At 70.6% G+C, this 24194-nt stretch carries 28 protein-coding genes; 16 read left to right on the top strand and 12 right to left on the bottom strand.

Annotated features, from left to right (window positions below):
- Window positions 1-18: 18 nt before the first annotated feature.
- Window positions 19-639 carry a hypothetical protein gene (locus tag LJB74_RS01235; protein ID WP_259306822.1) on the bottom strand — a complete coding sequence of 207 codons (621 nt, stop codon included), beginning with the start codon at window positions 637-639 and terminating at the stop codon, window positions 19-21.
- 680 nt (window positions 640-1319) lie between these two features.
- Here LJB74_RS01235 and LJB74_RS01240 point away from each other — a divergent pair.
- Together LJB74_RS01240 and LJB74_RS01245 are read left to right on the top strand one after the other, a co-directional pair.
- Window positions 1320-1997: a response regulator transcription factor gene (locus LJB74_RS01240; protein WP_259306823.1), complete on the top strand. Its 678-nt coding sequence runs from the start codon at window positions 1320-1322 to the stop codon at window positions 1995-1997.
- Window positions 1994-3601 carry a histidine kinase gene (locus LJB74_RS01245; protein ID WP_259306824.1) on the top strand — a complete coding sequence of 536 codons (1608 nt, stop codon included), beginning with the start codon at window positions 1994-1996 and terminating at the stop codon, window positions 3599-3601. Before LJB74_RS01240 ends, LJB74_RS01245 begins: the two co-directional genes overlap by 4 nt.
- Window positions 3602-3627: 26 nt before the next feature.
- On the opposite strand, the gene LJB74_RS01250 is transcribed toward LJB74_RS01245, so the two are convergent.
- Window positions 3628-4038, bottom strand: a complete 411-nt coding sequence (locus tag LJB74_RS01250) for a hypothetical protein (protein ID WP_259306825.1) — start codon at window positions 4036-4038, stop codon at window positions 3628-3630.
- 481 nt (window positions 4039-4519) lie between these two features.
- On the opposite strand from LJB74_RS01250, the gene LJB74_RS01255 reads away from it, so the two are divergent.
- The 4 genes from LJB74_RS01255 to LJB74_RS01270 are packed head-to-tail and all read left to right on the top strand — an operon-like array spanning window position 4520 to window position 7382.
- Window positions 4520-4894, top strand: coding sequence for a YciI family protein (locus tag LJB74_RS01255; RefSeq protein WP_259306826.1), 375 nt, complete (start codon window positions 4520-4522; stop codon window positions 4892-4894).
- A gap of 29 nt (window positions 4895-4923) precedes the next feature.
- The gene (locus LJB74_RS01260) at window positions 4924-6138 is read left to right on the top strand and encodes an alpha/beta fold hydrolase (RefSeq protein ID WP_259306827.1); all 1215 of its coding nucleotides are present in this window, start codon (window positions 4924-4926) and stop codon (window positions 6136-6138) included.
- A gap of 27 nt (window positions 6139-6165) precedes the next feature.
- The gene (locus tag LJB74_RS01265) at window positions 6166-6780 is read left to right on the top strand and encodes a DUF4865 family protein (protein WP_259306828.1); all 615 of its coding nucleotides are present in this window, start codon (window positions 6166-6168) and stop codon (window positions 6778-6780) included.
- Window positions 6774-7382 carry a putative glycolipid-binding domain-containing protein gene (locus LJB74_RS01270; protein ID WP_259306829.1) on the top strand — a complete coding sequence of 203 codons (609 nt, stop codon included), beginning with the start codon at window positions 6774-6776 and terminating at the stop codon, window positions 7380-7382. The genes LJB74_RS01265 and LJB74_RS01270 overlap by 7 nt, the downstream gene beginning before the upstream one ends.
- Here LJB74_RS01270 and LJB74_RS01275 read toward each other — a convergent pair.
- The 5 genes from LJB74_RS01275 to LJB74_RS01295 all read right to left on the bottom strand — a co-directional run bounded on the left by LJB74_RS01275 (window position 7377) and on the right by LJB74_RS01295 (window position 10519).
- Complete coding sequence (locus tag LJB74_RS01275; RefSeq protein ID WP_259306830.1) at window positions 7377-7718, bottom strand: YrdB family protein; 342 nt, start codon at window positions 7716-7718, stop codon at window positions 7377-7379. The genes LJB74_RS01270 and LJB74_RS01275 overlap by 6 nt on opposite strands.
- Window positions 7719-7797: 79 nt before the next feature.
- Window positions 7798-8634, bottom strand: coding sequence for a hypothetical protein (locus LJB74_RS01280; RefSeq protein WP_259306831.1), 837 nt, complete (start codon window positions 8632-8634; stop codon window positions 7798-7800).
- Window positions 8631-9311, bottom strand: a complete 681-nt coding sequence (locus tag LJB74_RS01285) for an ABC transporter permease (RefSeq protein WP_259306832.1) — start codon at window positions 9309-9311, stop codon at window positions 8631-8633. Before LJB74_RS01285 ends, LJB74_RS01280 begins: the two co-directional genes overlap by 4 nt.
- 12 nt (window positions 9312-9323) lie before the next feature.
- Window positions 9324-9551: a hypothetical protein gene (locus tag LJB74_RS01290; RefSeq protein WP_259306833.1), complete on the bottom strand. Its 228-nt coding sequence runs from the start codon at window positions 9549-9551 to the stop codon at window positions 9324-9326.
- On the bottom strand, window positions 9548-10519 hold the full coding sequence (locus LJB74_RS01295; RefSeq protein ID WP_259306834.1) for an ABC transporter ATP-binding protein: 972 nt from the start codon (window positions 10517-10519) through the stop codon (window positions 9548-9550). Before LJB74_RS01295 ends, LJB74_RS01290 begins: the two co-directional genes overlap by 4 nt.
- Window positions 10520-10854: 335 nt before the next feature.
- On the opposite strand from LJB74_RS01295, the gene LJB74_RS01300 reads away from it, so the two are divergent.
- The 10 genes from LJB74_RS01300 (at window position 10855) to LJB74_RS01345 (ending at window position 18594) form a co-directional block, all read left to right on the top strand.
- Window positions 10855-11274, top strand: a complete 420-nt coding sequence (locus LJB74_RS01300; RefSeq protein ID WP_259306835.1) for a response regulator — start codon at window positions 10855-10857, stop codon at window positions 11272-11274.
- Between the two features lie 5 nt (window positions 11275-11279).
- Window positions 11280-11966, top strand: coding sequence for a response regulator transcription factor (locus LJB74_RS01305; RefSeq protein ID WP_259306836.1), 687 nt, complete (start codon window positions 11280-11282; stop codon window positions 11964-11966).
- The gene (locus tag LJB74_RS01310; protein ID WP_259306837.1) at window positions 11963-13615 is read left to right on the top strand and encodes a histidine kinase; all 1653 of its coding nucleotides are present in this window, start codon (window positions 11963-11965) and stop codon (window positions 13613-13615) included. Before LJB74_RS01305 ends, LJB74_RS01310 begins: the two co-directional genes overlap by 4 nt.
- 207 nt (window positions 13616-13822) lie before the next feature.
- Window positions 13823-14335 carry a hypothetical protein gene (locus LJB74_RS01315; RefSeq protein ID WP_259306838.1) on the top strand — a complete coding sequence of 171 codons (513 nt, stop codon included), beginning with the start codon at window positions 13823-13825 and terminating at the stop codon, window positions 14333-14335.
- 25 nt (window positions 14336-14360) lie between these two features.
- Window positions 14361-15098, top strand: coding sequence for a CPBP family intramembrane glutamic endopeptidase (locus LJB74_RS01320; protein ID WP_259306839.1), 738 nt, complete (start codon window positions 14361-14363; stop codon window positions 15096-15098).
- 29 nt (window positions 15099-15127) lie between these two features.
- Window positions 15128-15775, top strand: coding sequence for a sensor domain-containing protein (locus LJB74_RS01325; protein WP_259306840.1), 648 nt, complete (start codon window positions 15128-15130; stop codon window positions 15773-15775).
- Between the two features lie 133 nt (window positions 15776-15908).
- Window positions 15909-16379 carry a DUF3237 domain-containing protein gene (locus tag LJB74_RS01330; protein WP_259306841.1) on the top strand — a complete coding sequence of 157 codons (471 nt, stop codon included), beginning with the start codon at window positions 15909-15911 and terminating at the stop codon, window positions 16377-16379.
- A 36-nt stretch (window positions 16380-16415) separates the two neighbouring features.
- Entirely contained in the window at window positions 16416-17387 is a 972-nt protein-coding gene (locus LJB74_RS01335) for an alpha/beta fold hydrolase (protein ID WP_259306842.1), read from the top strand.
- Window positions 17388-17455: 68 nt separating this feature from the next.
- Window positions 17456-18199 (top strand): nucleotidyltransferase domain-containing protein, encoded by a 744-nt coding sequence (locus tag LJB74_RS01340; RefSeq protein WP_259306843.1) that lies wholly within the window; start codon window positions 17456-17458, stop codon window positions 18197-18199.
- Entirely contained in the window at window positions 18196-18594 is a 399-nt protein-coding gene (locus LJB74_RS01345) for a hypothetical protein (protein ID WP_259306844.1), read from the top strand. Before LJB74_RS01340 ends, LJB74_RS01345 begins: the two co-directional genes overlap by 4 nt.
- A 412-nt stretch (window positions 18595-19006) precedes the next feature.
- On the opposite strand, the gene LJB74_RS01350 is transcribed toward LJB74_RS01345, so the two are convergent.
- The 5 genes from LJB74_RS01350 to LJB74_RS01370 form a co-directional block, all read right to left on the bottom strand.
- Window positions 19007-19483 carry a Mov34/MPN/PAD-1 family protein gene (locus tag LJB74_RS01350; protein WP_259306845.1) on the bottom strand — a complete coding sequence of 159 codons (477 nt, stop codon included), beginning with the start codon at window positions 19481-19483 and terminating at the stop codon, window positions 19007-19009.
- A 13-nt stretch (window positions 19484-19496) separates the two neighbouring features.
- Window positions 19497-20783 carry a ThiF family adenylyltransferase gene (locus LJB74_RS01355; protein WP_259306846.1) on the bottom strand — a complete coding sequence of 429 codons (1287 nt, stop codon included), beginning with the start codon at window positions 20781-20783 and terminating at the stop codon, window positions 19497-19499.
- Window positions 20776-21351, bottom strand: coding sequence for a hypothetical protein (locus LJB74_RS01360; protein ID WP_259306847.1), 576 nt, complete (start codon window positions 21349-21351; stop codon window positions 20776-20778). Before LJB74_RS01360 ends, LJB74_RS01355 begins: the two co-directional genes overlap by 8 nt.
- Window positions 21348-22310 (bottom strand): nucleotidyltransferase, encoded by a 963-nt coding sequence (locus tag LJB74_RS01365; RefSeq protein ID WP_259306848.1) that lies wholly within the window; start codon window positions 22308-22310, stop codon window positions 21348-21350. The genes LJB74_RS01360 and LJB74_RS01365 overlap by 4 nt, the downstream gene beginning before the upstream one ends.
- Window positions 22311-22404: 94 nt before the next feature.
- A complete protein-coding gene (locus LJB74_RS01370; RefSeq protein WP_259306849.1) occupies window positions 22405-23676 on the bottom strand; it encodes an SAVED domain-containing protein in 1272 nt (423 codons plus the stop codon).
- Between the last annotated feature and the right edge of the window lie 518 nt (window positions 23677-24194).

The following is a 24194-nucleotide window of genomic DNA, read 5'->3' on the forward strand; positions in this document are numbered from 1 at the left end:
CGTGACAGCGGGCGTGGCCTACCTGACTGCGGCGGAGACCCTGAGCTCGCCGCAGGATCCCTCGGCGGGGTTCAGGCCGGCCGACAGGGCCAGGTACGTCCAGGCGGAGCGCGCGCGCTCCCATAAGGGCGCGACGTCTGGGGCGTCGAGGTCGGCAACGGCAAGAGCTTGCTCGTCCACGAGCCGGCCGGCGGCGTCCTCGATCTGCCATGTGGCGTGGGTGGGGTGCATGTCGACGAGCTCGAGGACGACGCTTGCACGCGGTGTGCTTGTACCGACGGCAAACTCGAGCGCCCTGTGGACGGTGGCCGCAACGCGGGCCACCGCACCGTTCGCCTCGACCCGGGCTCGGGGCCAGTCGACGGTCAAGCCATAGAACCCCGCGTCGAGGTCCACTGCCGCCCGCAGCACGTTCATCGCCTCCTGGTCGGTCAGTCCCCTCGCCGCGGCCCGGGCCGCCCAGACCCGTTCGGCCTTGTTCAGGGCCGTGTCCGAGAGTCGACCACGCCATGACTCGCCGGTCCCGGCCGACAGGGCGATCTCGCCGTCAGCGGGCCACCCGCCTATCCCGGAGTCGCCGAAGTCGATGCGCGCAACGAGGTTGGTGCCGTCGTCCAGGCTCAGGGGCTGTGTCGACATGACGCCATCGTGCTCCCCGGGAGCACCTCGACAGTCGCCTTGCACGGCTCGAAACGAGAACCTTCGCGGACGCGGTGACGACGACCCGCCGCCAGGCAGAGTTCCGCGTGGCACTCAACGCCCTCACCCGGGACGGCCCATCTAGGGCCGGGCCGGGCCATGCCACGCACTACCGGAACGCTGCGCCGAGGCGCGCTCATCAAGTCGGCGACGCCGACCACCACGGGGCCCGGAGATCGGGCGGCCGCGCGTCGCACGCGCGCGCACGCCCTGGCAGCTCTCCATGAACCGATGTACCTCGGCGGGACTCCGCGGGCGACCGACTGCTCCATCGGACGTCGGGCCAACTCCTCGCGGTTCGCCCTGACATGGGTGCGCGACGCGAGCCCGGCCGGCGACCCGACGACCTCTTGCGACGTGCGGCGTCGCGCGGACGGTGGTTCACCGTCCACTCCTGGCCTGCGGCTCCCGTAGATGTCGGTGCGATGAGCTTCGCGTCCCGGGCAGGTCCCTCGCTTCGGCTCGGCTGACGGAGGCGCTGGGACCATGCGCCGCCCCCGCGTAGGCCGGATGACGTGCGCCGGCGCCGCGGCTCGACCTGGACGAACCGTCTGCCGTGGTGGAAGCATCTCCCGCACGGCGCGCGTGGGCGCCGCCCCGGCGCGTGCGGAGCAGATGCGGTGGATGACAGCGAGCTGACGAGCGTCTTCCTGGTCGACGACCACGCCGTCGTCCTACGTGGACTTGCCGCCTACCTGGCCACCGAGCCGGGCATGTCGGTGGTCGGTGAAGCCTCGAACGGTCGACGAGCGCTCGAGGAGCTCGCAGTCCTGGCGAACACGGACCGGCTCCCCGACGTGGTGCTCATGGACCTGCTCATGCCCGAGATGGACGGCATCGCTGCAACGGCAGAGATCAAGGCCAGGTGGCCGGAGGTCGAGGTCGTCGCCGTGACGAGCTTCCTCGAGGAGGACAGGATCCGCGGTGCACTAGTCGCCGGCGCCGTCGGCTACCTCCTGAAGGATGCGGACGCCGCCGAGGTCGCCGCGGCCATCCGCTCGGCACGCGCAGGCGAGGTCCACCTCGATCCGGCTGCCGCCAGGGCCCTGACGGACGCCCTGCGAGCGCCGAAGAAGCAGACCGTGAGCCTCACCGCGAGAGAGCGGCAGGTGATCGTCGCGATCGCCGAGGGCGGGACCAACCGCGCCATCGCCAAGCACCTGGGCGTCTCCGAGCGGACGGCGCGCACGCACGTGTCGAACATCCTGGTCAAGCTCGGGCTGGCGAGCCGGACGCAGGCGGCGATGTGGGCCGTGCGCGAAGGACTGGTGCAGGCGTCCTCGACGGACCAGCGATGAGCTGGCCGAGCCCGCTCGAGCGGGAGACCGTGCGGCACGTGACGCGTGTGGACGGCGACCTCGACGCCCAGCTCCTGGACATCTTCTTCGACCAGGTCCCGATGGGCATCGCCGTGTTCAGTACCGACCTTCGGCTTCTGCGCTGCAACAAGACGTGGGCAGGGTTCTTCACCCACTACCTGGGCGCACCGGCCGATTGGGTCTCCCCTGGCAAGCACATCTTCGAGCTCCTTCCGGGCCAGGAGGAGGCGGTCGCACCCCTGCTGGAGGGTGTGCTTGCCGGCAACGTCGTGCGTCAAGCGGCCCATCAGGTCGCCACCGAGGAGGTCACCACCTACTGGGACGTCGTGTTCGCCCCGACCTTCGTCGACGGGCAGGTCGCCGGGTTCGTCGACATCGTCACCGATGCGACCGAACGCGTCCGCACCTACGAGAAGCTCGAGAACCGCGTCGCGGCGTTCACGGTGATCGCCGACGCCATGACCGTCGAGCACCCGCTGCCTCGCACACTCCGCCAGGTTGCTCGCAGTGTGCGCGCGGCCACCGGCTCGGAAGCGGCCGCTGTCATCGTCTGGGAGGACGACGACCTTCGCGACCTCACGGAGTACGGCGACGACGGCCTGCCGGACGGGTACCGGGAGGCGGTCGAGGAGGCGTACGCGCTCGGCGTCAGCTCACCGATCCGGGCCGTGACCACGCAGACCGAGGTGACGGTGATCCGCGACTTCCGCAGCACGGCCGAGGCGGACCCCTGCTACGCACCGCTGCACCCGATGTGGGTCGGCATGGACTTCCAGGACACCGTGGTCGTGCCGCTGGGCGCCCGCGGTCGCTGCGTCGGCTGCCTCCTGCTGTACGTCGAGGCCGGTCGCCAGCTCGACGTCGACGAACGCGTCTTCGTCCAGGCCATCGCCGACCAGACAGCGGTCGCCGTGGAGAACTCCCGCCTCTTCGCTGACGCCGAGTCCCATGCGACCCTGGTCGAACGCCAACGACTCGCCCGCGAGCTGCACGACTCCGTGAGCCAGGCGCTGTTCTCGATGACGCTGCACGCGCGCGCCGCCGAGCGTCATCTCGCTTCCCGGACGACCGACGACCACGACCCGCTGGCGCTGAGCATCGCCACCCTCTCCGAGCTCACGCGGGGCGCACTGGCGGAGATGCGCGCCCTGATCTTCGAGCTGCGCCCGCGCGCCGTGGAGGAGGAGGGCCTTCTCACCGCCCTCACCCGGCAGGCGGAGGCGATCAACGCACGCGAGTCGCTCACCTTGAAGGTCCGTGGACCCCGCGAGCGCCTCCCGGTGGACCCCCGCGCAGAGGAGCACGTGTACCGCCTCGTGCTGGAGGCGATGAACAACACCCTCAAGCACGCCGGCGCGCGGACCTGCGAGGTCGACATCACCGTCGACCAGGGCGCCGACCGCCTGACGGTCCGCGTGCACGACGACGGCCGCGGCTTCGACCCCGACACCGTCCCCGCCGGCCACCTGGGCCAGACGACGATGCGCGACCGGGCGACGGCCGTCGGCGGAACGCTCGAGGTCCTGAGCGCGCCGGGGGCGGGATGCACCGTGACCTTGACGCTGCCCATCGCCCGTCCGTAGGCCGAAGGATCGGGCGACCGCCCACCTCAGCGTGGAGCGGTGCCGCCGGCTCGCCCGCTCGCGACCTCATGGAGGACGGCGACGAGCGTGGCGGCGTCGCCGTCCTTCTCGACGAACGCTGCCGCACCGGCCGCCATCGCGACCGAGCGCACCGCCCCCGACATGCTGACGACGACGGGCGCGAGGAGCGCGAGGATCGTCGCCTGCGCCTCGGAGTCCGCCGCGACTGACATGTCGACCACGGCGACGTCGAAGTCCGAGGCGTCCCCCAGCAGCAGGTGCGTCGCCTGCTGATTGTCGACGGCCCGGCACCGGAACCCGCCGGCGTTAGCGAGGAGCGCACACAGAGCAGCGCGCACCCTGACGTCGTCGTCGACGACCTGCGTCTTGGTGCACGGGCGACCGGTCACCCGGACCTGCCCCTGGGAGCGGACCACACGCCTGCCATCAGAGCCTCACGATTCCCAGACCCGGCATCGGGACGAAGTCGCGCCAGTCACCTGCCGAGCGGGACGAGGTCGCGGCGACGTCGGCACGTGTCGGGCGCGGTCCGCGCCGCACGACCCTGAGGCGCAGCGCACCTCTCGCTCGCCCGCCGGCCGGGATCGAGGCGGCAGCCTCAGACGCGTCGGCAGCCGTGGGCGCCGAGCGGTCGACGGTCGTGGTCATCACATCTGTGCAGCTCACGGTGGACTCCCAGGTCGCGGGTCGAGGTGATCGGGCGGATGGGCCCGGCACGACAAGCGTCGCGTGAGCGGCGGGGTCCTCGCTTCGGCCCTGGCGCCACGACGGATGGGACCAAGAGCCACGTCGGTTCTGGGCCGGATGACGTACGCGCCCTCACGCCTCAGCGGCCAGGCTCGGTATGTCGCGGAGCCTGAGTTCCGGCTCCCCCGCCCCAGTACCGAGAGGCCACCCATGACCGACCACGTCCTGCGCCGTTCGGCGCGGATCATGGCCCGGAGCACCACCGACATCGACGGGAGCCCGGATCGGCGCGACGCGCTGTTCGCCGCGCGGGCCTTCGTCCTCCTTCTCACCTACGTCGCGCCCACCAGCCGGATCGACGAGCTGCTGACCGTGCATCGCGACTGGTTGGACGAGCACTTCGCCGATGGAACGTTCCTGGTCTCCGGACCGCAGGTCCCCCGGACCGGGGGCGCGATCCTGGCCAGCAGCGCGTCGAGGGCGCAGATCGAGGACCTCGTCTCGACGGACCCGCTGGTCCGTGAGGGCGCCGCGACCTACGAGGTCATCGAGTTCCTCCCCACGCGGGGCCCGCACGCCCGATGAGCGCCACCCCCAGCACCGAAGGAGCACTGATGAACGGCCCCCGGACCCGTGGCCACCGCGTCTTCGGCGAGCTGACGGGCAACGATGCCCAGACGGCCCTCGCCACGATCCGCCGTCGGTCCCCGCAGATGCATGACTGGCTGCTCCGCGGGGCCTTCAGCCAACCTCTTGCCGACCCGCGTCTGGCCGGACGGGACCGGGAGCTCGCCACCGTCGCCATCCTTGTTGCGCTCGGCGACACCAGCCCTCAGCTTCGCGTCCATCTCGGCGCTGCGCTCCTCCAGGGCGCCACGGCGGACGAGCTCCGAGCACTGGTCGAGCACACGTCGGTGTACGCGGGGTTCCCGCGGGCGCTGAACGCGCTCGAGATCCTGAGCGAGCTCCTGCACGAGGGCGGTTGGGCCGACCCCGTTCCCGCACGGATGATCGAGCTGTCCGATCACAGCACGCAGCTCGCCGAGGTCGGGGACAGCGGCCCCGCGGTGGTGCTCCTGCACGCCCTGGGACTGTCCTGGCACATGTGGGAGCCGGTCCTGCGAGACCTGGCTCGCGGGCGTCGGGTGCTCGCCTACGACCTCCGAGGTCACGGCGCTGCCACGGACGCACCACCACCCGCCGACCTCAGGACCCTCGCGGACGATCTGCAGGAGGTCCTCGACCACGAGCAGCTCACCGGCGCACACGTCGTGGGGCTCTCGTACGGGGGCGCGGTCGCGCAGACCTTCGCCGTGCACCATCGCGAGTCGGTCCTGTCCCTTACGCTCGCCGCGACCACGGAGCGGGCGTTCGCGTCCTTCGAGCAGCGGGCGTCGGCGATCGAGACGGACGGCCCAGCAGCGCAGGTCGCCGGCTCCCTGACCAGGTGGTTCACGCCGGGAGCCCTCGCCGAGAACGCCTGGGGTGTGCGCTATGCCCGGGACCGCGTCCTGCGAGGCGACCCGGTCCAGGTCGCGGCCGCCTGGCGCGCCTTTTCGCGGATCGACGTCGAGGGGAAGCTACGAGGCCTCCAGCGCCCCGCGCTCGTGCTGTGCGGCGAGCAGGACGCCTCCACCGGTCCCGGGGTGATGCGACCGATGGTCGCCGGGATCCCTGGCAGTACCTACCTCGAGCTCCCCGGCGCTCCTCACATGCCCACGCTCGAGACTCCTCACCTCGTCACCGAGGCGCTGGATCGCTTCCTTCCCCGTGGCGACACCGCCCGGGGAGCCAGCGTGTCGGTGCCACCGCACCGACCACAGCCGTGACCGACCACCAACGAGGAAGGCCTCCCCATGGACGCCATGCAGTACGAGATCACCCTGCCCGCCGACTACGACATGCAGATCATCCGCACCCGCGTCGCCACCGGGGGCGCCGCCCTCGACGACCTCGCAGGCCTGGGCCTGAAGGCATACGCCATCCGCGAGCGCGGGGTCCTGGGCTCCCCGGTGAACCAGTACGCCCCCATCTACTTGTGGAACGACACGGGCGCGATGGCGCGATTCCTTGGCGGCGGCGGGGGATTCCAGAACATCATCCGCGACTTCGGGCGCCCTGTCGTGCGGCACTGGACGGGACTTGCCTACCATGCCGGAACCTCCCGGGCGCCCTCCCCGACGTCCGCCTCGCGACGCCTCACCCCGATCCCCGTCGACCCGGACCAGGACGCCACGGGACTGGGACTGACCACCGTGATCGAGCAGGCGCTCGAGGACCTTCGCCGACTCGCCCGTCACGAGGCGGTGCACACGGCCGCGCTGGCCATCGACCCGCATCACTGGCAGCTGGTCCGCTTCGTCCTGTGGAACGAGACCATCGCAGCCGGCGAGACGGAGACGGAGCGCTACGAGGTCCTGCACATGTCCGCGCCCGGCATCGGCGAGCTCCCCGAGGGCCGCGCATGGTGACGCCCCAGGTGCGCGCCGGGCTCCCAGGCCACCCTGCGGTGACGACCAGGCTCGTCGCTTGGCGTCGGTCGGGCGCGACGCAAGCCGACGAGCACTGCAGGGTCGACATCCACGCGACAGGACTGTCGCTGCACGGCACGGTGCTCGGCGCAGAGAGTGGCACACCCGTTCGCGCCGAGTACCAGGTCGTGGCCGACAGCACCGGCCTCAGCACGACGGTGAACCTCGGCGTCCACCGGGGTCTGGGCTGGACTGAGAAGACACTCGTGCGCGCGCCCGACGGGCACTGGACGGTCGACGGCCTCGACGCTCCGCATCTCGAGGGGTGCACCGATGTCGATCTCGGCTGCACCCCGGCGACCAACACCCTTCCGCTGAGGCGGCTCGGGCTCGACGTGGGAGCCTCGAGAACGATCCGCGCGGCATGGGACCGCTTCCCCGAGCTCACGGTCGCCGCCGTGGACCAGACCTACACGCGGCTCGGTGAGCGTAGCTACCACTACGCGAGCGGCAGCTACGCGGCCGAGCTCACGGTCGACGACCTCTGGCTCATGACGACGTACGACGAGTGGCGGCGGACCGGCGTGGTCGAGCCCTCATAGGCGCCACCACGCGAGCAGGACGCCGTCGACCAGGGCGACGAGGCCCAGGACAACGGCCGGCGTCGTTCCTCCCGCGCTCGCGAGAGCAGCAACCGCGCCCCCGAGGACGACGACCTGGACGGCCACCAACACGGGTGGTGCAAGGTGAACGGGCGCCTTCGGCGCGGCGAGCACGCCCCAGACGACTGCGGCCACCACCGGTGTGCCGATCGCTGCGAGCAGCCGCACGGGAAGTGTCGTCGGAAGCCGCCACCCCCACCATGCGTATGCCATGAGGGCGGTGACCTCGACCAGGAATCGCGTGGCCAGGGTCAGGAGCTGCACACTCTTCAGCACGGGAACCTCCGAGGACGTCGCGGACAGGGGTCATGACCGGGCCTGCTCGCTGGTGATCGAGGTCCGATGGCTCGGGTCGTCATGGGCGCTGACCGATCATCGCGCGCAGGGTGGACCGGGCGTTGTCCCAGCCGCCGCTGATGTCGATCCGCACGGTAACGACGGGGAGCTCCTCCAGGAGCTCGTCCTCCAGGTGCCGGCGGGCTGTCAGTACCTGCACCGCCCCGTCCAGGCCCTGCAGCGAATGGTCGCGCCCGTACGCCTGCTGGGTGTGGTAGCCGACGAAGGACTCTGCCCATGCGGTCGGTCGCTCGGCGATCGCGCGATCGAGGGTCGCCCGGATGTCGTCCTGGACGAGCTGCACGACCACGGGATCGAGTGCCGACACCGACTCGACCACGGCGCGGATGTGCTCGCGAACGGTCTGCGGATTGCAGTTGTGCTTGACCATCAGCATGGTGATGGGGTTCTGGAGCAGGCAGCAGTCCAGCACCCAGACATCCGGTGCGGCGGCTGCCTGCTCCGCGAAGGCTCGCCAGCGTCGTAGTGCGAGCCGTCGGTACAGCTGCTCGGGGAGCTCGTACACGTCGTGGCGGGCGAGGGCGTCGAGAGTCGACGCGGCGACCTGCCCCGTCTCACGTAGCACGCCGTAGGGCACCAGGAGCCCGCCCTCGTGCGCCTCGGCGCAGGCCCGGACCGGGCCGGCGTCCCCGGGGTGGTCCTCGAGCAGGTCGGCGTAGTCGGTGGTGGACAACCAGGCCGTCGACTCGTGGTCTGCGGGATTGTTCAGGTCGCCCTCGACGACGACGTGGTGAGCAGTCCCGCGCCGCTCGAGGAGGTCACCGACGTACCTCGCAAGAGTCGACTTGCCCGAGCCTGCGACACCTTCCAGGACGATGAGGCGGGGCTGACTCATGGACGCATCCTTCCAGCGGGGTCCTCGTCCCCACGGTTCGGGTGGCACACCAACGATCGGGGCCCTCGACCGAGGCGACGAGGGCCGACGGCAGGTTCAGACCGCGCGGTGTCCCGACGGAATCGCCACGCGGCACCGGTGGCGAAGACGAACGGCCAGCCAGCGAGGTTCACGGCCCAGCTCAGATGGAAGGGGTCGTGGGCACCGGAGACCGTCTGCGTCAGGGGCCAGTGCGCGATCTGAGCGAGCCCGTAGATCGGCGTGAAGGAGGCCAGCCTGTCGAACGTCGACCCGGCGGCGATGGGGACGAGGACGCCGCCGAGCATCGACAGGATCGCCAGGATCGGGCCGAGGGGCTGCATCGTGTTCTCGCTCGGCAGCAGGTACCCCATGAACAGACCGGACGCGGCGAACGCAAGAGAGCCGACCAGGACCACCACCCCGCAGATCACCCACGCCGGGGCGGAGGCGACCGCCTTCCCGCTGAGAGCGCCGGCCGCGAAGGTCACCCCGGTGGCCAAGGCACCGAGGGCCAGCGCCGTCGCCATCTTCATCACGATGTAGGCCATCGGCCGCAGCGGCGTCAGCCGCAGCTGTCGGCTCCACCCGCTGGCCCGCTCGATCGAGACCGATGCGCCGGCGCTGGTCGAGGCCATCACGGCCCCGTAGACCGCCATGGAGACCCTCGCCTACGCCGAGACGTTGGCGCGCACGCCCGCGCCGAGCGACTGCCCGTCGGAGGGGATCGACGCCGAGATGAAGAAGAACATCGCGACCAGGAAGACGAGCGTGAAGATCAGGGTGCGGCGGTTGCGCAGCACCCTGCGCAGCTCGATGACCATGATCCGCTGGTTGAGGAAGGGTGCGCGGCGCGCAACCCGGTCGGACCGGCCGGTCAGGGTGGTCGTGGTGCTCATCGCAGGTCCTCCTCGACGTCGTCGGTGGTCAACGCGACGAACGCGTCCTCGAGCCCGCGGGCGACGATCTCGAGGTCCGTCGCCGGGGTCTGGGTCAGCAGGGAGCGGGCCACCGAGTCGCTGTCGGTGCCGGTGACGGTCAGGGTGTGCCCGCGGATCTGGACGCCGGTGACTCCGGGGAGCCGATGCAGCGCCGCGCCGTCCGCCGCAGGCCAGACGGCCGTCACATGGCGAGCCCCCGCGAGCGCGTTGATGTGGGCGGCGGTGCCGTCGGCGACGACCTCGCCCTGGTGCATGAGCACGACCCGGTCCGCGTAGGCGTCGGCCTCTTCCAGGTAGTGCGTCGCGAAGATCACCGTGCGGCCCCGGGCTGCATCGGTACGGATCGCCGACCAGAAGGACCGTCGGGCGCTCACATCCATCCCCGTCGTCGGTTCGTCGAGGATGATCAGCTGGGGGTCGGGGACCAGGGCCATCGCGAATCGCAGGCGCTGCTGCTCACCCCCGCTGCACGCGCCGACGCGGCGCCCGGCGATCTGGGTGAGGCCGACGGTCGCGAGCACCTCGGCTGCCGGGCGGCCCGTCGCGAACAGGCTCGCGGTGTACCCGACGGTCTCGCGGACGGTGAGGTCCTTGAGCAGGCCGCCGGTCTGCATCACCGCGGAGACGAGCCCGCAGGCGATGGCGTCGGACGGGTCCAGCCAGAAGACGCGAGCCAGGCCTGCATCGGGCTCTGCCAGGCCGAGGACCAGGTCGATCGTCGTGGTCTTACCCGCACCGTTGGGTCCCAGGAGGGCGACGACCTCGCCCCGGCGCACGCGAAGGTCGACCCGGCGCACCGCATGGACGGCGCCGAAGGCCTTCGTCAGGCCGGTGAGCGCGATCGCCCAGGGACCCTCGTCCGCGTGGTCACGGCCGCGCGGGTGACGGGTCAGATCCGGTACAGGGGAAGCTTCTGCTGTGGTCATGCGGCCAGCCTGCGGTCGAGCCGGCCGGCGAACCACGGACGGATGGCGTACCGCGCCTCTGACGAACCTCGGAGTAATCCATCTCCGGCAGCCCGCCACGACGGCGACCTCCTACGTCATTCGGCCGAGGATCACCTCGGCCGATGCGGCGGCCAGGTCGCGGCCTACGCGCCGACGCGGCGGATGCCCGCCTCGGGTCATGCTCGAGGCGACCAAGAGAAGGAGGTCGCCATGCGACTCGCCCCGGTCGGTCGAGTCGGCCGCCCGTCCCCGGTCATGCCGACGCACCACCCGCGAGGTGGCGATGCCCCGCGCACCCGTCGGCTGGTCGAACCGTGACGGGTGCGGGCGTCGCTCCGCCTCTCGCCGTCCTCGTCGTGGACGACGACCCTCGCGTGCGGGCCTCTCTCGTGCACCTGCTCGACGAGGTGGGGGCCGTGAACGCGATCGCCGTCGACGCGGATCAGGCGTGGCGGCTCGCGGCGATGGGGGCGGCTGCCGACGTGGCCGTCGTCGACGTGCCGGGCGGTGACGGGGTCGGGCTGCGACTGGTGTCACATCTGGCGTCGATGATGCCGGTGGTCGCCGTCGGCCTGCGGGCTTCGGTCGGCAAGATCGCGCGCGGTGCCGGGGCCGTCGCCTTCGTCGAGAAGGACGGCGATGCCGACACGCTCGTCGCCACGATCCGCGCGGCGGGCCCAGGTCGGTCGCACGATAATGTTCCTTGCTCGGCGTCACTGGACGACGAAGGGTGAGGCAGATGGCCGAGGTGCAGCACGGCAATGACGTGATCACCGTGGTGCTGGTCGACGACCACGCGATCGTCCGCACGGGCCTGAGGTCCTACCTCGACACCGAACCGGGGATCTCGGTCGTCGCGGAGGCCGCGGACGGCCTCGAGGCGCTCGCGCGGATCGACGCGCTCGCCCGTCAGGACCAGGTCCCGGACGTGGTCCTGATGGACATGCAGATGCCCCGGCTGGACGGGGTCGAAGCCACCGGTCGGATCAAGGACCGTTGGCCCGAGATCGACGTGATCGCGGTGACCTCGTTCGTCGAGGAGGCAAGGATCCGCGCGGCGCTCGAGGCGGGCGCGACCGGCTACCTGCTCAAGGACGCCGACGCGGCCGACGTGGTCGACGCGATCCGCGGCGCCGTCGCCGGCCAGATCCGGCTGGACCCGGCCGTGGCAACGGCGCTCGCGATGTCGATGCGCACCCCTGCGTCGTCGACAGCATCGCTGACCCCGCGCGAGCTCGAGGTCGTCACCCTCGTCGCCGAGGGTCGGACGAACCGCGAGATCGGGCGGCGCCTCGGGGTCGCGGAGCGCACCGCGCGCACGCACGTGTCCAACATCCTCACCAAGCTCGGGCTCGCCTCGCGGACCCAGGCAGCGATGTGGGCTGTCCGCGAGGGCCTGGTGGACCCAGAGGGCACGACGCGATGAGCGTGCCCTCCCCTGATGTCGGCCAGGTGCGCCCCTCCCCCCTGCGCAGCACGTCGATGCCGACCGAGCCCGAGCTCGAGCGGGTCGTTGCTTCAAGGGAGCCGATCGAGCGTCAGATGGTCGACCTGTTCTTCGACCGGGTGCCGTTCGGGCTGGCGGTGTTCGACCTCGAGGGCCGCCTGGAGCGGTGCAATCGCACCTGGGTCGGCTTCTACGAGCTGTACTTCGGCGCCGGGCCCGACTACACCGCACCCGGTCGCCACCTCAACGACCTGATCCCGGGCAACGAGGAGGCCGTCGCCGAGTTGTTCGCCGCCGTGCGGGGCGGGCAGGTCGTCCGGCAGGCAGCGCAACGCATCACCATCCCGGGCCTGACGACGTACTGGGACGTGGTGTTCGCGCCGCTCTTCGAGGACGGCGAGATCGTCGGGGTGCTCGACGTCGTCACGGACGCGACCGACCGGGTGCTGTCGACCGAGCGCCTGGAGGCACGGATCCGCGCGTTCACGTCGGTGTCGAGCGCGATGACCGTCGACCAGCCACTTCCCTCGACGCTGACCACGATCCGTGAGCAGATCATGCGGACCACGAGCGCTGCAGCGGTGAGCATCGTGGTCTGGCAGGACCGACCGGGTCCGCTGGACGACGTCCTCACGGTCGTCGCTGACCCTGGCTTCGGCTCCGGGTACGCGGATGCCTTCAGGCAGCTGTACGAGGCGGCGGGGGACGACCGGCGCGGCGCCGACGACGTGAGGCCCGTCGAGCTGCGGCGGGACGCGAGGTCGACAGCACTGATCGATCCCCGATTCGAGCCGGTGCACCCGTACTGGTCACGCCCGACCCCCGACTGGGATGACCTCGTCGCGCTACCTCTGGTGTCGGGCCGGGTGTTCTTCGGCGAGCTGCACGTCCACCTTCCGGCCGGCGCACGCGTCTCCGCCGATGACGAGGACTACCTGCGCGCGATGGCCGACCAGGCGGCGCTCGCCGTCGAGAACTCCTTCCTGTTCGCCGAGGAGACGCGAGCCGCCGGCACGGCCGAGCGGCAACGGCTCGCGCGCGAGCTGCACGACTCGGTGAGCCAGGCCCTGTTCTCGATGACGCTGCACGCGCGCACGGCCGAGCGCCGGCTCGAGCCCCTGGGCCCCGGCGCCGACCTTGCCCGTGCCGAGGTCCACCGGCTGCAGGAGCTCACGCGCGGGGCGCTCGCGGAGATGCGAGCGCTGATCTTCGAGCTCCGCCCGGACGCGCTGGCCGAGGAGGGACTCGGCTCGGCACTGACGAAGCAGGCGGCCGCGATGGCCGCGCGCGAGCAGGTCGCGATCCCCGTGAACGCACCGACGACGCGACTGCCCCTCTCGGCCGATGCCGAGGAGCACCTGTACCGCATCGCCCTGGAGGCGATGCACAACGCGCTCAAGCATGCCCACCCCTCCCGGATAGGCGTCCGGCTCAGCGTGGGCCCCGCAGGCGTGGACCTGCTCGTCGACGACGACGGCCTCGGCTTCGACCCGGCGGTCGAGCACCCCGGCCACCTCGGGCTCGGAACCATGCGGGATCGTGCCCGGAGCCTGGGCGGCAGCATGCGGATCGAATCGGCACCGGGCAGTGGGACCCAGGTGCACGTGAACGTCCCCGCGCACTGCTGACCCGGTCCGAACTGGGCGCAGCCAGGACGCGCGCCGAGCGTCGCTCACCCGAGCCCGGTGCCGCGCACGTCACCGCGCGGCCTGCTCTACGTCATCCGGCCGAGGTCGTCGACGGCCGTTGATCCCGGGGCGGGCAGACCGTCCCGCCGACGTGCGCCACCCTCGCCCGGCGGGACGCTCGGAGCACCCAGAAGAAGGGAGCTCCCGATGAGCACCACCCAGTGGATCCTGTCGATCGCCCTCCTCGCGTGGGCGTTGCTGCGCAACGTCGGCACACGCGAGATCACCCGCGCCACCTACCTCGTCCCGATCGTGCTCGTCGTCGTCGCCGGCGGATACTTCCTGTTCCCGCTCCCGACCGCGGGCAACGACCTCGACCTCGTCGTGGCACTCGGCGTCATCGGCGTCCTCTTCGGGCTCGCCGCCAGCGCCGTGACCCGGCTGAGCCATCGCGACGGGCGACTCGTCGCCACCGCCGGCGCGGGCTTCGCCTCGCTCTGGCTCGTGATGATCGGCGGACGCATCGTGTTCGCCGAGTGGGCCAACGGCACCGGTGCACGCGCAGTCGGCACCTTCTCCATGGATCACGCCATCACCGGCGCCGACGCCTGGACCGCAGCCCTGGTCGTCATGGCCTTGGGCATGGTCCTCGCCCGCACCGTCGCCCTCGCCCTGCGTGCCCGCCGCATCCAGACCCAGCCCGCCCCCGCCGTCGCCTGACCGACCGAGAACTCGGGAGAACCCCATGACCACGCTCGCGCCGCACTCACCAGCCCCGCTCCTCGGCCGACGACACCCTGTCAGGACGTCGCTCGCCCTCACCGGTGCATCTGTCGGCGTGACGCTCGTCGGCGCGCTGGTCGTCGAGCTCGTGGCACCGGGTTCCGACCCGCTGCTGCGCCGTCTTCCCGTCGTGCTGGCGCTTCTCGCGATGGCCCTGGTCGTCGTTCGTCGCATCGGCTGGCGCCGGGTGGGCGCCGGCGGACCTGCCACCTGGCGACGGACGTCCTTGCTGGTGGCTCCTGCAGTCGTTGCCCTCGTGCCGCTCGCGTGGGGCTGGGCGCCGGACCTGGCCACGCTCCCTGCGCTCGTCGTCGGCTACCTGGCCACCGGGCTCTACGAGGAGCTGTGGTTCCGGGGAGTCATGCTCCGTTCGGCACTGCCGCTCGGCCCGGTGCGGGCTGCTGCGCTCACGGCAGTGCTGTTCGGAGCCGCACACCTGGGGAACGTGGCGTTCGGCGCCAACGCCGCCGTCACCGCGGCCCAGGCCGTGGGTGCGGCGGCCGGCGGCTTCGGCTACGCGATCCTGCGCCAACGGACCGGCGCGGTCTGGGCCCTCGCGGCCATCCACTTCGGCAGCGACCTGCTGCTGCACACGACCGGCCTGCACGGTGGCGCCCTCTGGGCAGTGCTCGTCGGCCACGACGTCGCCCTGTCCGTCATCGGGCTGCTCGCCGTGCGCGGCCTTCGCCGCACCGCCTGACCCGCCCACGACCTCACCCCGGAGATCACATGTCCGTCACCGCCGCCCCGCTCGTCCCGCCGAGCGCCAGCACATCAGCTCCCGACGCCCGCACCGACTCGTGGAGCCCATGGTCCCGGTGCACGTGGTTGGCAAGCGCCCACCTGCTGCTCGACCTTCCCGTCGGCATGCTGTGGGGCACCCTCGTGGTCGCCCTCCTCGCTTCCTCGATCGGACTGATGCCGCTCGCACTGCTCGGCGTGCCACTGCTCGTCGTGACGTTGGCCGGTTCGCTCCTGGCCGCGCGCGCCGAGCACGCCAGGACTCGCATGCTTCTCGGTGCTGCCCCGGTCGCGCCCGTGCCCCTGCCTCGCACCGCGACCGGCTGGCTCCGACTGCTGGCCGACGGGCGCGCCTGGCTCTCGTGCCTCTACGCCGTCGTGCTCCTCCCGCTCGGCATCGTCAACGCCACCGTCACGTTCACGGGCTGGGCGGTCGTGGCCGCAGGACTGACCTCGCAGGTCTGGGCGTGGCTCCTGCCCACGCGGGCCGTCACCGTCGGCACCTGGGTCGTCGACGGTGAGCCCGCCGTGATCGCGACGACCGCGCTCGCCGTGCTGCTCGCCATCGCCATGCCTCGGGCCGTCCGCCTCCTCGCTGCCGTCGACCGCTGGCTGGTGCGCACGCTGCTGCGCTGACCAGGCGGCGGGCAAGCACCGCATTGCGCAGGAACCTGCCCACCTCAGAACCGGACCGGCGGCGTGAGCCGCGCTCGGCCGGCCAGGTCCCGCCCGGGACCTGCCGTGCCGGGATTCCACCATGGAGGACACGATGGAGCTCGTACCGCTGATGACCCTGCGTCCCACCGTGGACCCACCTGTCGACACGGGTCCAGGCGCGCTCGGACGGCGCTTCGTCGGCGCGTGCACGGGAGGGACCGTCGAGGGGCCGCGCTTGTCCGGGACGATCCTGCCGTCCGGCGGTGACTGGCTGCTGCTCGACGGCGCCGGCACGGGGCACGTCGACGGACGCCTGACCCTACGGACCGACGACGGCGCGGCTGTCTACCTCGCCTACCGCGGGATCGCCCGAGTCACCGCGCAGGTCGGGGCCGCGCTGGCACAGGGACAGGCTGCCGGCTTCGGCGACATGTACTACGTCGTCCAGCCGCAGTTCGAGACCGGCGACGACCGGTACGCGTGGCTGACCCGCATCGTCACGGTCGCCGAGGGCAGGTTGGTGCCCGGTGGGGCCGAGTACCGCGTGTTCGAGGTCGCCCACACAACGACGCCGACGGCGTAGGCACCGCAGATCATGGTGTCGTCCCTCGTCGGGGCCATGCCGAGCGCGGCAGACTCCCCACCGACCGTCGTGCTGCTACACGGCGCCGGCGACACACCGCTCTCCTGGGCCATGGTGTGTGCCGAGCTCGTCGGCACGTTCGCGGTCGTGGTTCCTGGCCGCACGGGGACGGACCCCGAAAGCCTCACGCTCGCCGGCCGGCTGCGGACCCTCACCGCAGCGCTGACCGATCTGCCAGGCCCGCTCGTCCTGGTCGGCCACTCTTTCGGCGGTCTGCTCGCCCGCGCGTGGGCCGGCGAGCAGCCCGAACGCGTCAGCGGTCTGGTCCTTCTCGACCCCACTCCGCCCCAAGCCGGGGAGCTGCGGGCCGTCAGCGCCGGTATGCACGCCTCCGCCGCCGTCCTCGACCTGATGCGCCTGCTCGCGCCCACAGGCGTCCCGACGCTGCTGCTCCGCACGGGCCTGCACCCTCTGTACCCGGAGCACCGCGCCGCCGCACGAGCGATGCCGCCGAGTGCGCGCCACGCCTGGCGTCACGCCGTGGCCGACGCGGCACGCGGAGGCGGAGCCCAGGAGCTCCGCGCCGTGCCCAGCATCGCGCGTGAGGCGCGCGAGGTCCTCACCCCTCCCGAGGTGCAGTCGATCGTGCTGGCCAGCAACGCCTACGGACCAACCTGGATCGAGTGGCAGCAGACCACCGCCGACGAGCTCAGCGCCGAGCTGTGGCGCACCGGCGACCGGTCGCACAACATCCACCTGCGCCACCCCGACCTCGTCGCGCGAGCCGTGCGAGTCGTCGCCCCGCCCCCGGCATCGGCGGCCTACCCGCCCGCTTCAACTGGTGCGTGCGGGGCAACGGTCGAGTCCCGGAGCAGTGCTCGCACTACGCGCGGCAACGGCAGGTACCCGCGCGTCGACGTTGTCGATGGAATCGCAATGAGACCTCCGCAACAGGCTCGGATCCGAACAAAGATGGCCGCGCCGGGCCCCTATGCGATCGCGGTGTGATGGCAACTCCTGTGCCGAAGGTCAGCGATGAGCGGCGTCCGGGGCGATCACGTCCAGGGACGGACGCAGTGATAGGTGGAATTATTTTGCCAGTCTGGCGCCTCATTGCCAAACTGGCACTGCACCGGCATGATGGCTGTATGGACCTCACCGCACCGCTGCAGTCGCTGATCCCGAGCGTGGACTCGGCGGCGCTGACCGTGCTCGCCGGGACCGAAGGTGCGCTGGGGCAGTCGCAGATCCACCGTCTAGCCCCGCGTGGCACACGGCGAGGTCTAGGTGTCGTGCTGGACCGCCTCGTCGAGCATGGACTCGTCCTCGCCGAAGCCACCAACCATGGCTTCATGTACCGGCTCAACAGGGACCACGTGCTCGCTCCCGCGGTGCTGGCTGCGGCCGGGGCGCGCCAGGAGTTTCTCCGGCGCCTCACGGACGGGGCCGCACAGTTGCAGCCGCCCGTCGTGAGCGCAGCGCTGTTCGGCTCGGTTGCTCGCCGCCAGTCGGGGCCCGACAGCGACGTCGACCTGCTGCTGGTCGTGCCTGATGACACCGATACCGACGACCCATCATGGGGCGACCAGGCCCGCCACCTGGCGGCCCAGGTCCTGGCCTGGTCGGGAAACCGGCTAGAGATCGTGACTGTGACACGAACCCACCTGGCCGACCTCGTCGCCGTCGAGGAACCGGTCATCGGCTCGTGGCGCGATGACGCACTGACGCTGGTCGGGGCAGACCTGCCGCGATTGCTCTCCGAGGTCAGAGGCCATCCACGGCGGCCCCGCACGAGGACCTCACCGAAGGAAGATCGATGACACCGAAGAAGCTGCGCACGCGAGAGGCTGGGCGGGGCGAGGCGCGGAGCCGTCGACTCGTGGCCGAGAAGTACCTGGAGGTGGCCGATCTGGCTTCCGGCGAGGACGGCGCCACGATCAACGTCACCGTCGGCATCGCGGTCCTTGCAGGCATCGCCGCCGGCGACGCCATCTGCATGACAGCGACCGGCGAGTACTACTCCGGACCGGACCACGCAGCCGCCGCGGAACTGCTCGCCCGCATCGACGCGGAGCTGGGCAAGAGGCTCAGCGAGCTCGTCGCACTCAAGCCTGCCGCCCACTACGGCTACAAGATCCTCGACGGCAACGACCGCACGAGAGCGCTGCGCCACGCCACCGCGCTGGTCACGCAAGCTCGCGCCCGCACGGCCTGACGACCACGTCACCGCCCGGGCCCGGTACCAGTGGGTGTGCGTACTCCGGGCTGGCGCTCGACATCGTCGACGCCGGCCTCGCTGTGCGCGCGGGTTCCCGGCCGGGCTCCCTGTGCGATCCGGGTGTGACAGCTTCAGGCACCTGATCACCGCCAACCTGCAACCACTACGTCACTTATCACACCGTGATCGCATAGGGGGCGCCGGGGAACACCAACGCCCCCCGGGTCCATACCGAGGGGCGTGGCGCCTGCTGTCTCAACAGCCTTAGTCCGGGTATCCCCCGGAGAACACGAGGAGTTTACCCGAGCCCGCGCCGAAGCGATGCCGATGTGGGCGAACTGCGGCCTCAACATCGGCCATGCGATGGTTCTCTCCCCGTCTCTGACCTCATAGCGATCCGGTACTGCACCTAGCTGTCGGTGACGTCGAGTTTGGCGGGTGAGGTCCCGTTTGGCTCGGTGATCCAGGCCGCGACGAGGGTGCGGCGCTGAGGACCGATGGCCACGAGGAGGCTCACGAATCGAGCGAACCCTAGCTCGGGGTCGCGTACGTGGCGTAGGTATGAGTGGTGGTCGATGCGACTGGGCACGGGCTGCCCATGGGGGTGCGTGTGCCACTCGCCGATCCACTGGGAGTGGTCGAGTCGCCATGCCATGTCCGCGAGCTGCTGGGAGTGTTGTAGGTCGCGGGAGAAGAAGCGGGGCTGACGGACGGCGGCCGGTCCAGGGTCGCCCGCGGTCGTGACCCGAGTCGTACTGGCTGGTTCGTCTTCGTGGCCCAGGAGGATGCCTCCGGTCTCGAGCTCGCGCTCGCCGTCGTCGGCGAGGCGCAGAATTCCCTGGAGAACCGACCTCGGTATCGACAAGCTCCACGCGGTCGCCACCATGGCGGTCGCGCCACTACTCGCAGGTCCAGCAGCCGGGAAGAGGACCGGTGGCGGGATACCACGCGACCTTGCCCGTGTGACTGACGTTGAAGGGCGACGCCAGGTCGTTGCCTGTGCGCAATGCCAGGACCGCCTGTTCTCCGGGCAACTGGTGTTCGGCGTATCCGAGGGCTTCCAGCAACGTCGAGATCGATGCCTTCGCGGCGAGCTCGGCGACGAGCCATAGGTCGGGGCCGACGGCCGTCATTGGTTTGTGGACCAGTCCCGTGCCGTAGTCGAGTTCCTGGTCGGCTTCCGCGTCGAGCGCACCGGCCGCCTCTAGCGCTCGGCGCTGGCACATGAGGCAGCCGAACCGCGAGCCCGGGCGTAGGCGCAGTACCTCGCCGACGGCGCCGTCGTCCAGGACGCACGTCAGGACCGCGGTCCTTCCGGTTTGCCGTGCGAGGTGGCTGACGGTGCGACGCGGAGCGATACCGTCGGCAGCGCACACGATCAGGTCCGCATGGGCGAACAGGGGTCGGATCAGGTGCGCGTCACGCACGACGTCTAGCGGGTGGGCGACGACCGATGTGGTCGGCCAGCGGTTCTCGATTCGCTCCTTTAGAGCGCTGACCTTCATGCGCCCGACATCGTCGGGGCCGAGGATGTGACGGACGAGGTTGTGCCAGAGGAATCGGTCCGGGTCGACGAGTTCGAGGTTGCCGACCCCGGACGCGGCGAGTGACTGGGCCACGATGCCGCCGATGCTGCCCAGGCCCACGATCACGACCCGCGCGCCTCGCAGTTGTTCGACGGGCCACTGCAACGCCAGCCGCGAGACACCGGCGACCTCGGGCTCGACGGCAACGTCTAGCGGCCAGACTCCCCCGCTGGTGACGTTCCAGCCGGCGACGGTGGGCACGCCAGCGGTCCGAGCCTCGGGCGGTACATCGGCCGTGTGCGTGATCAGTGGGTAGCGTCCCGAGCGGGGATCGCGGGCGTCTGGGACGAGCGCCATGAACGTGCGAAGCGGGTAGGCGGTGTCGGGTCGCAGCGCCAGTTCTCGGTGCAAGATGTGCGCACCGAGCGGGACGTCGCGAAGCCACTGGCCGTCGATGCGTCCGTCGGCGCGCGCCAGCGCACCGTACCCGCGCCGTTCTGCCGGTAGTCGTGCGCCGCTGATGGACTCGACGACGGTGACGACGTACAGGTCGTCGGCGTCGGAGTGGGCGAGCCATAGATCGCCGCCTCCGGAAGGGGAACTGACCATGTGGTTCAGAGCGTCGCGGGTGACAGCGATGAGCTCGTTCGCGTTACGCATCTTCGTCCGCGTGCGTGCCGCGTGACGCGATGGCCGCTGCCGTTCTGGCAACGAGGTCGTCGAGTTCGTTGCCGCTGACGATGCCGTCGAGAGTCATTGCGCTGAGGGCTCCCCTCTTCATCAGGGCGTATTCGACGCGCCATGCGCATGCCTTCGCCAGCAGGTCGCTGACGGTGTCGGAGGGGCGCCACGCGCCGATGGTCTGCATGAGGCATAACCGCCCGTCGGGTGCGACGTGCCAGATGTGCTGGCTACGCTCGGCGATCTCGGGCAGAGGGTCGAGGGGGAACACCGCGGGCGGGATGACCGGGTGCGCCGCCGAGCACTCCACCTGGACTCGAAAGCCGGTAGGGACGAGTTCGTCCAGGCCGGCTGGCTTCGGGCGGTCGAACGGCCAGACGGGTAGCACTCCGGTCCACACCCCGTGGTGCTCTGTGCGGGGGTCGACACCGGGCGGGGCCTGGAAGTCGAGGTCGGGGGCGAAGGCGCTGACGTCGGCCAGGTCGCGCGCCAGCCGTCGGGGGTCGACATCGGTCCAGTAAACGGGGTTCAGCGTCGGCGGGCTCATCCCTGCGGGGTGTCCTTGACGGGCCGCGGGGCGACAATGGCAGCGGGAGCGGGGTTGAGTCCGACGGGCGCGGGGAATCTCGGGCCAAACACCTCTCGCCACAAGGTGATCGCACCGTGCTGGTCGTTGCGCAGGACAGACTGCTGCGCCTTGGCTGCGGTGTTGCCTGCGGTTCGCAGGAGTATGGCGAGCTGGTCGTAGTCGAGGTCCGGCTGGATCTCTCCGCAGACCTTGGCGGGGTCTTCGATGATGCCGCTGTTGTCCAAGTGCCAGGCCGCGGCAAGGAAGAACTGCTCGATCGCGGTTGGGCGGTTGTTGGCGGCCGGAAGGTGTGCGAGTGCGAGGGTCTCTATGGCCAGTGATTTGATCTCGAGGGTCGGCGCCTGGTTCTTCCCCCAGAACTTGAGCATGCGGACCGTGCTGGCGAACTTGTTCCATTCACGGTGCCGTCTGGCGACCTCGGCTATCAGGTATTCCGGGTTGGTCGGGACCCAGGTGCCGGTTGCGGTCTGTGGAATCAGGAGCATGTCGTTGCGACGGAACGCCGGCATGACGTCGACGGTGAACTTGTCCTCGGCGTTGGGGTCGTCGAGGAAGCACTTGACGGCGTGGTTGCGGGGGTCGGCGCGCCAGACCGCGTGCTCGACGGTGCCGTTCGTCTTGCCGAGCTTCTCGTTGACGCGCGTACTTGTGACGTTCAGAGCGTCATGGGCCGACTCGCCGGACACTCCCCAGTTGGGGTGGGTGCTCTCGTCGTAGATCGCGATGAGGTCTACGTCGTGAATGGGGTCCTTCTGGGTGCCTCGTGCGAGGGAGCCGGACGGGACAATCTCGGGGATGTCGTCGTACTGCCCGAGAGCGGTTCGAAACAGGTCGCGACGTCGGCGGGCCTCGGCCACCTGCTTGGGGTCGGCATCGACCTGCTTGCGGAAGTCCTCGAAGGCGCTGTTCACGTCCATGCCGGTGCTCCGATCGGCCCGCCCTTCGGGCCACTGCACGCGAAGGTACTCGCCACCTCCGACATGCACGGGGTGCGCCCCGCAGCTCGTTGTGTCAGGGCGTGAGCAGGACTTGGACGGGTTCGGTCATGTCGGACGGGACGCATCGTAGGGTCGCTACGTACCGGGGGCTTCCCGGCGTGCTCGGGTCCCACTCGTATGCCACTGTGCGCACGGTGTTCAGTAGCCGTCCGATCAGCACTGCTAGTCCGAACGGTCCGCGGTAGAGCAGGTGCAGTTCGGCGTTCGCGTGGCTGCCTGACAGCAGGCGGGCGAAGCTGGCGCAGCCTGTGGCCAGGTCGCGAGCCTGGGCGGGGTCCAGGCTGCCGGCGAGTGTAGGGCGTACGTGCGCGAACGCGGCGAATCCGGGTTCGTGCTCACGGATGAAGGTGTCGTATGCCGCGTCGCTGGGGCCGTCGCGCAGGTCCAGGTATAGGCAGACCGGTCCATCCTGGTTGGGTTCGCGCATCTCGATAGTCGTGAGCAGATCGTCCCGGACCGCCGGGTGGTGCTCGTTTCCGGCGGCCCAGTGCTGGTCGTACTGGTCGACGACTTCCATGTGTCCGATGCGTGTGGCGGGCAGCAGCGTGCCCAGTGCTAGGGCGAAGCTCAGGTGCGCGCCGCCGGTGATCAGCACGCGCTGCGCCCCCGCGCGGGTGAGGGCGGCGGGAAGTCCGGGGGCGGCGTCCGCAAAGTACCGCAGTCCTTCGGCGTCGGGCAGCGGGCCGCTTCCTGAGGGCTTGATCCGGATGTCGAGCTCGGCGCCTGTTCGGTCCCCGGCGGCGCCGTGGTTGCGTGTCTGTACGTCGATCCGAGCACGTGCCCCTTCTGCATTGATCTGTGCCCGCGCGTTCCTCATCCGAAGGTTCCGCACGCCGTCGACTAGCTTGCGCATCTCGGCGGGGTCGCCGATTGCGTACTGCAGGACGCCGCGGAGTTTGCCGTCGTCGCGCTGCAAGAGCCGGTCCGGTGCGCCGTGGTCGGCTTGGCCGTGCTCGTCCACGACGGTGTTCGCGATCGTGAGCGCGAACTGCGTCTGCTGGGAGAGGGCGATCAGCCGGGGGGCCTCAAGGTCCCGGACCACCGAGCTGTGTGCGACCTCGCCGGTGATCACGAGGACTCCACCGGCCAGGCCTTCCGCGAGGGCCTCGATCAGCCGCTCGGAGGTGTCACCCGGCAGCAGGTCGCTCGCGTCGCGCCACACCGGGATGCCGGCAGCGCGCAGGCGCCACATGATTTCGTCGGTCACGGTTGTTCCGTCGGACTGCCGGTACGACAGGAAGTGAGCACCCAGCGGTTGGAAACCGTCGCCCGTGGCATCGTTCATCGGCGCTCTCCGTTCCACTCGGCGTCGGCTGTAGCGGCGCCCGAGGCGGGAGGCTTCGAGCGCACGGCCAAGAAGTTCAGGGACAGGATTGACAAGACAACGACTGAAGAAGCCGAATCGTTGCTCGCCAAGTTAGTCACCGCAGTCTGCCAGCGGGACGGTGCCGGGGCCCGGAGTGCTCGGGGGCTGGCGCCCTCGTATCGCGTCACCGAGGTGGATCTGGCGGTTGTGTTCGGTCAGAGTGCCGCGATGGTCGACGTCATGACAACCGATACCGCTCCCCAGAGCGCCGATGCACCGCGCATGTGCGGGCAGTGTTCGCACGACTTTGCCCCTCACGCCCTACTCGTAGTGATCGAAAGCGAGCCGGCCCCGATGGGTCTGATCGTGTGTCCCGCGCCCGGGTGCGCGTGCGCGGGGACATGGCGAGCCGGGGCAGGGCGCTCAACGCCCGAACAGGTCGCCGAGACCCGGACCCTGGTCCGCGCGAAGCTGATCTCCGACGGGTACCCGCTCCC

The organism is Cellulomonas sp. P24 (assembly GCF_024704385.1).
Classification (GTDB): Bacteria; Actinomycetota; Actinomycetes; order Actinomycetales; family Cellulomonadaceae; genus JAJDFX01.

What these genes read in the sequence shown, in the direction of transcription:
- LJB74_RS01235 (WP_259306822.1), bottom strand. Translation starts at nt 639, where the DNA reads ATGTCGACACAGCCCCTGAGCCTGGACGACGGCACCAACCTCGTTGCG.
- LJB74_RS01245 (WP_259306824.1), top strand. Translation starts at nt 1,994, where the DNA reads ATGAGCTGGCCGAGCCCGCTCGAGCGGGAGACCGTGCGGCACGTGACG.
- LJB74_RS01255 (WP_259306826.1), top strand. Translation starts at nt 4,520, where the DNA reads ATGACCGACCACGTCCTGCGCCGTTCGGCGCGGATCATGGCCCGGAGC.
- LJB74_RS01260 (WP_259306827.1), top strand. Translation starts at nt 4,924, where the DNA reads ATGAACGGCCCCCGGACCCGTGGCCACCGCGTCTTCGGCGAGCTGACG.
- LJB74_RS01265 (WP_259306828.1), top strand. Translation starts at nt 6,166, where the DNA reads ATGGACGCCATGCAGTACGAGATCACCCTGCCCGCCGACTACGACATG.
- LJB74_RS01270 (WP_259306829.1), top strand. Translation starts at nt 6,774, where the DNA reads ATGGTGACGCCCCAGGTGCGCGCCGGGCTCCCAGGCCACCCTGCGGTG.
- LJB74_RS01280 (WP_259306831.1), bottom strand. Translation starts at nt 8,634, where the DNA reads ATGAGTCAGCCCCGCCTCATCGTCCTGGAAGGTGTCGCAGGCTCGGGC.
- LJB74_RS01285 (WP_259306832.1), bottom strand. Translation starts at nt 9,311, where the DNA reads ATGGCGGTCTACGGGGCCGTGATGGCCTCGACCAGCGCCGGCGCATCG.
- LJB74_RS01290 (WP_259306833.1), bottom strand. Translation starts at nt 9,551, where the DNA reads ATGAGCACCACGACCACCCTGACCGGCCGGTCCGACCGGGTTGCGCGC.
- LJB74_RS01295 (WP_259306834.1), bottom strand. Translation starts at nt 10,519, where the DNA reads ATGACCACAGCAGAAGCTTCCCCTGTACCGGATCTGACCCGTCACCCG.
- LJB74_RS01305 (WP_259306836.1), top strand. Translation starts at nt 11,280, where the DNA reads ATGGCCGAGGTGCAGCACGGCAATGACGTGATCACCGTGGTGCTGGTC.
- LJB74_RS01310 (WP_259306837.1), top strand. Translation starts at nt 11,963, where the DNA reads ATGAGCGTGCCCTCCCCTGATGTCGGCCAGGTGCGCCCCTCCCCCCTG.
- LJB74_RS01315 (WP_259306838.1), top strand. Translation starts at nt 13,823, where the DNA reads ATGAGCACCACCCAGTGGATCCTGTCGATCGCCCTCCTCGCGTGGGCG.
- LJB74_RS01320 (WP_259306839.1), top strand. Translation starts at nt 14,361, where the DNA reads ATGACCACGCTCGCGCCGCACTCACCAGCCCCGCTCCTCGGCCGACGA.
- LJB74_RS01325 (WP_259306840.1), top strand. Translation starts at nt 15,128, where the DNA reads ATGTCCGTCACCGCCGCCCCGCTCGTCCCGCCGAGCGCCAGCACATCA.
- LJB74_RS01330 (WP_259306841.1), top strand. Translation starts at nt 15,909, where the DNA reads ATGGAGCTCGTACCGCTGATGACCCTGCGTCCCACCGTGGACCCACCT.
- LJB74_RS01335 (WP_259306842.1), top strand. Translation starts at nt 16,416, where the DNA reads ATGCCGAGCGCGGCAGACTCCCCACCGACCGTCGTGCTGCTACACGGC.
- LJB74_RS01345 (WP_259306844.1), top strand. Translation starts at nt 18,196, where the DNA reads ATGACACCGAAGAAGCTGCGCACGCGAGAGGCTGGGCGGGGCGAGGCG.
- LJB74_RS01350 (WP_259306845.1), bottom strand. Translation starts at nt 19,483, where the DNA reads ATGGTGGCGACCGCGTGGAGCTTGTCGATACCGAGGTCGGTTCTCCAG.
- LJB74_RS01355 (WP_259306846.1), bottom strand. Translation starts at nt 20,783, where the DNA reads ATGCGTAACGCGAACGAGCTCATCGCTGTCACCCGCGACGCTCTGAAC.
- LJB74_RS01360 (WP_259306847.1), bottom strand. Translation starts at nt 21,351, where the DNA reads ATGAGCCCGCCGACGCTGAACCCCGTTTACTGGACCGATGTCGACCCC.
- LJB74_RS01365 (WP_259306848.1), bottom strand. Translation starts at nt 22,310, where the DNA reads ATGGACGTGAACAGCGCCTTCGAGGACTTCCGCAAGCAGGTCGATGCC.
- LJB74_RS01370 (WP_259306849.1), bottom strand. Translation starts at nt 23,676, where the DNA reads ATGAACGATGCCACGGGCGACGGTTTCCAACCGCTGGGTGCTCACTTC.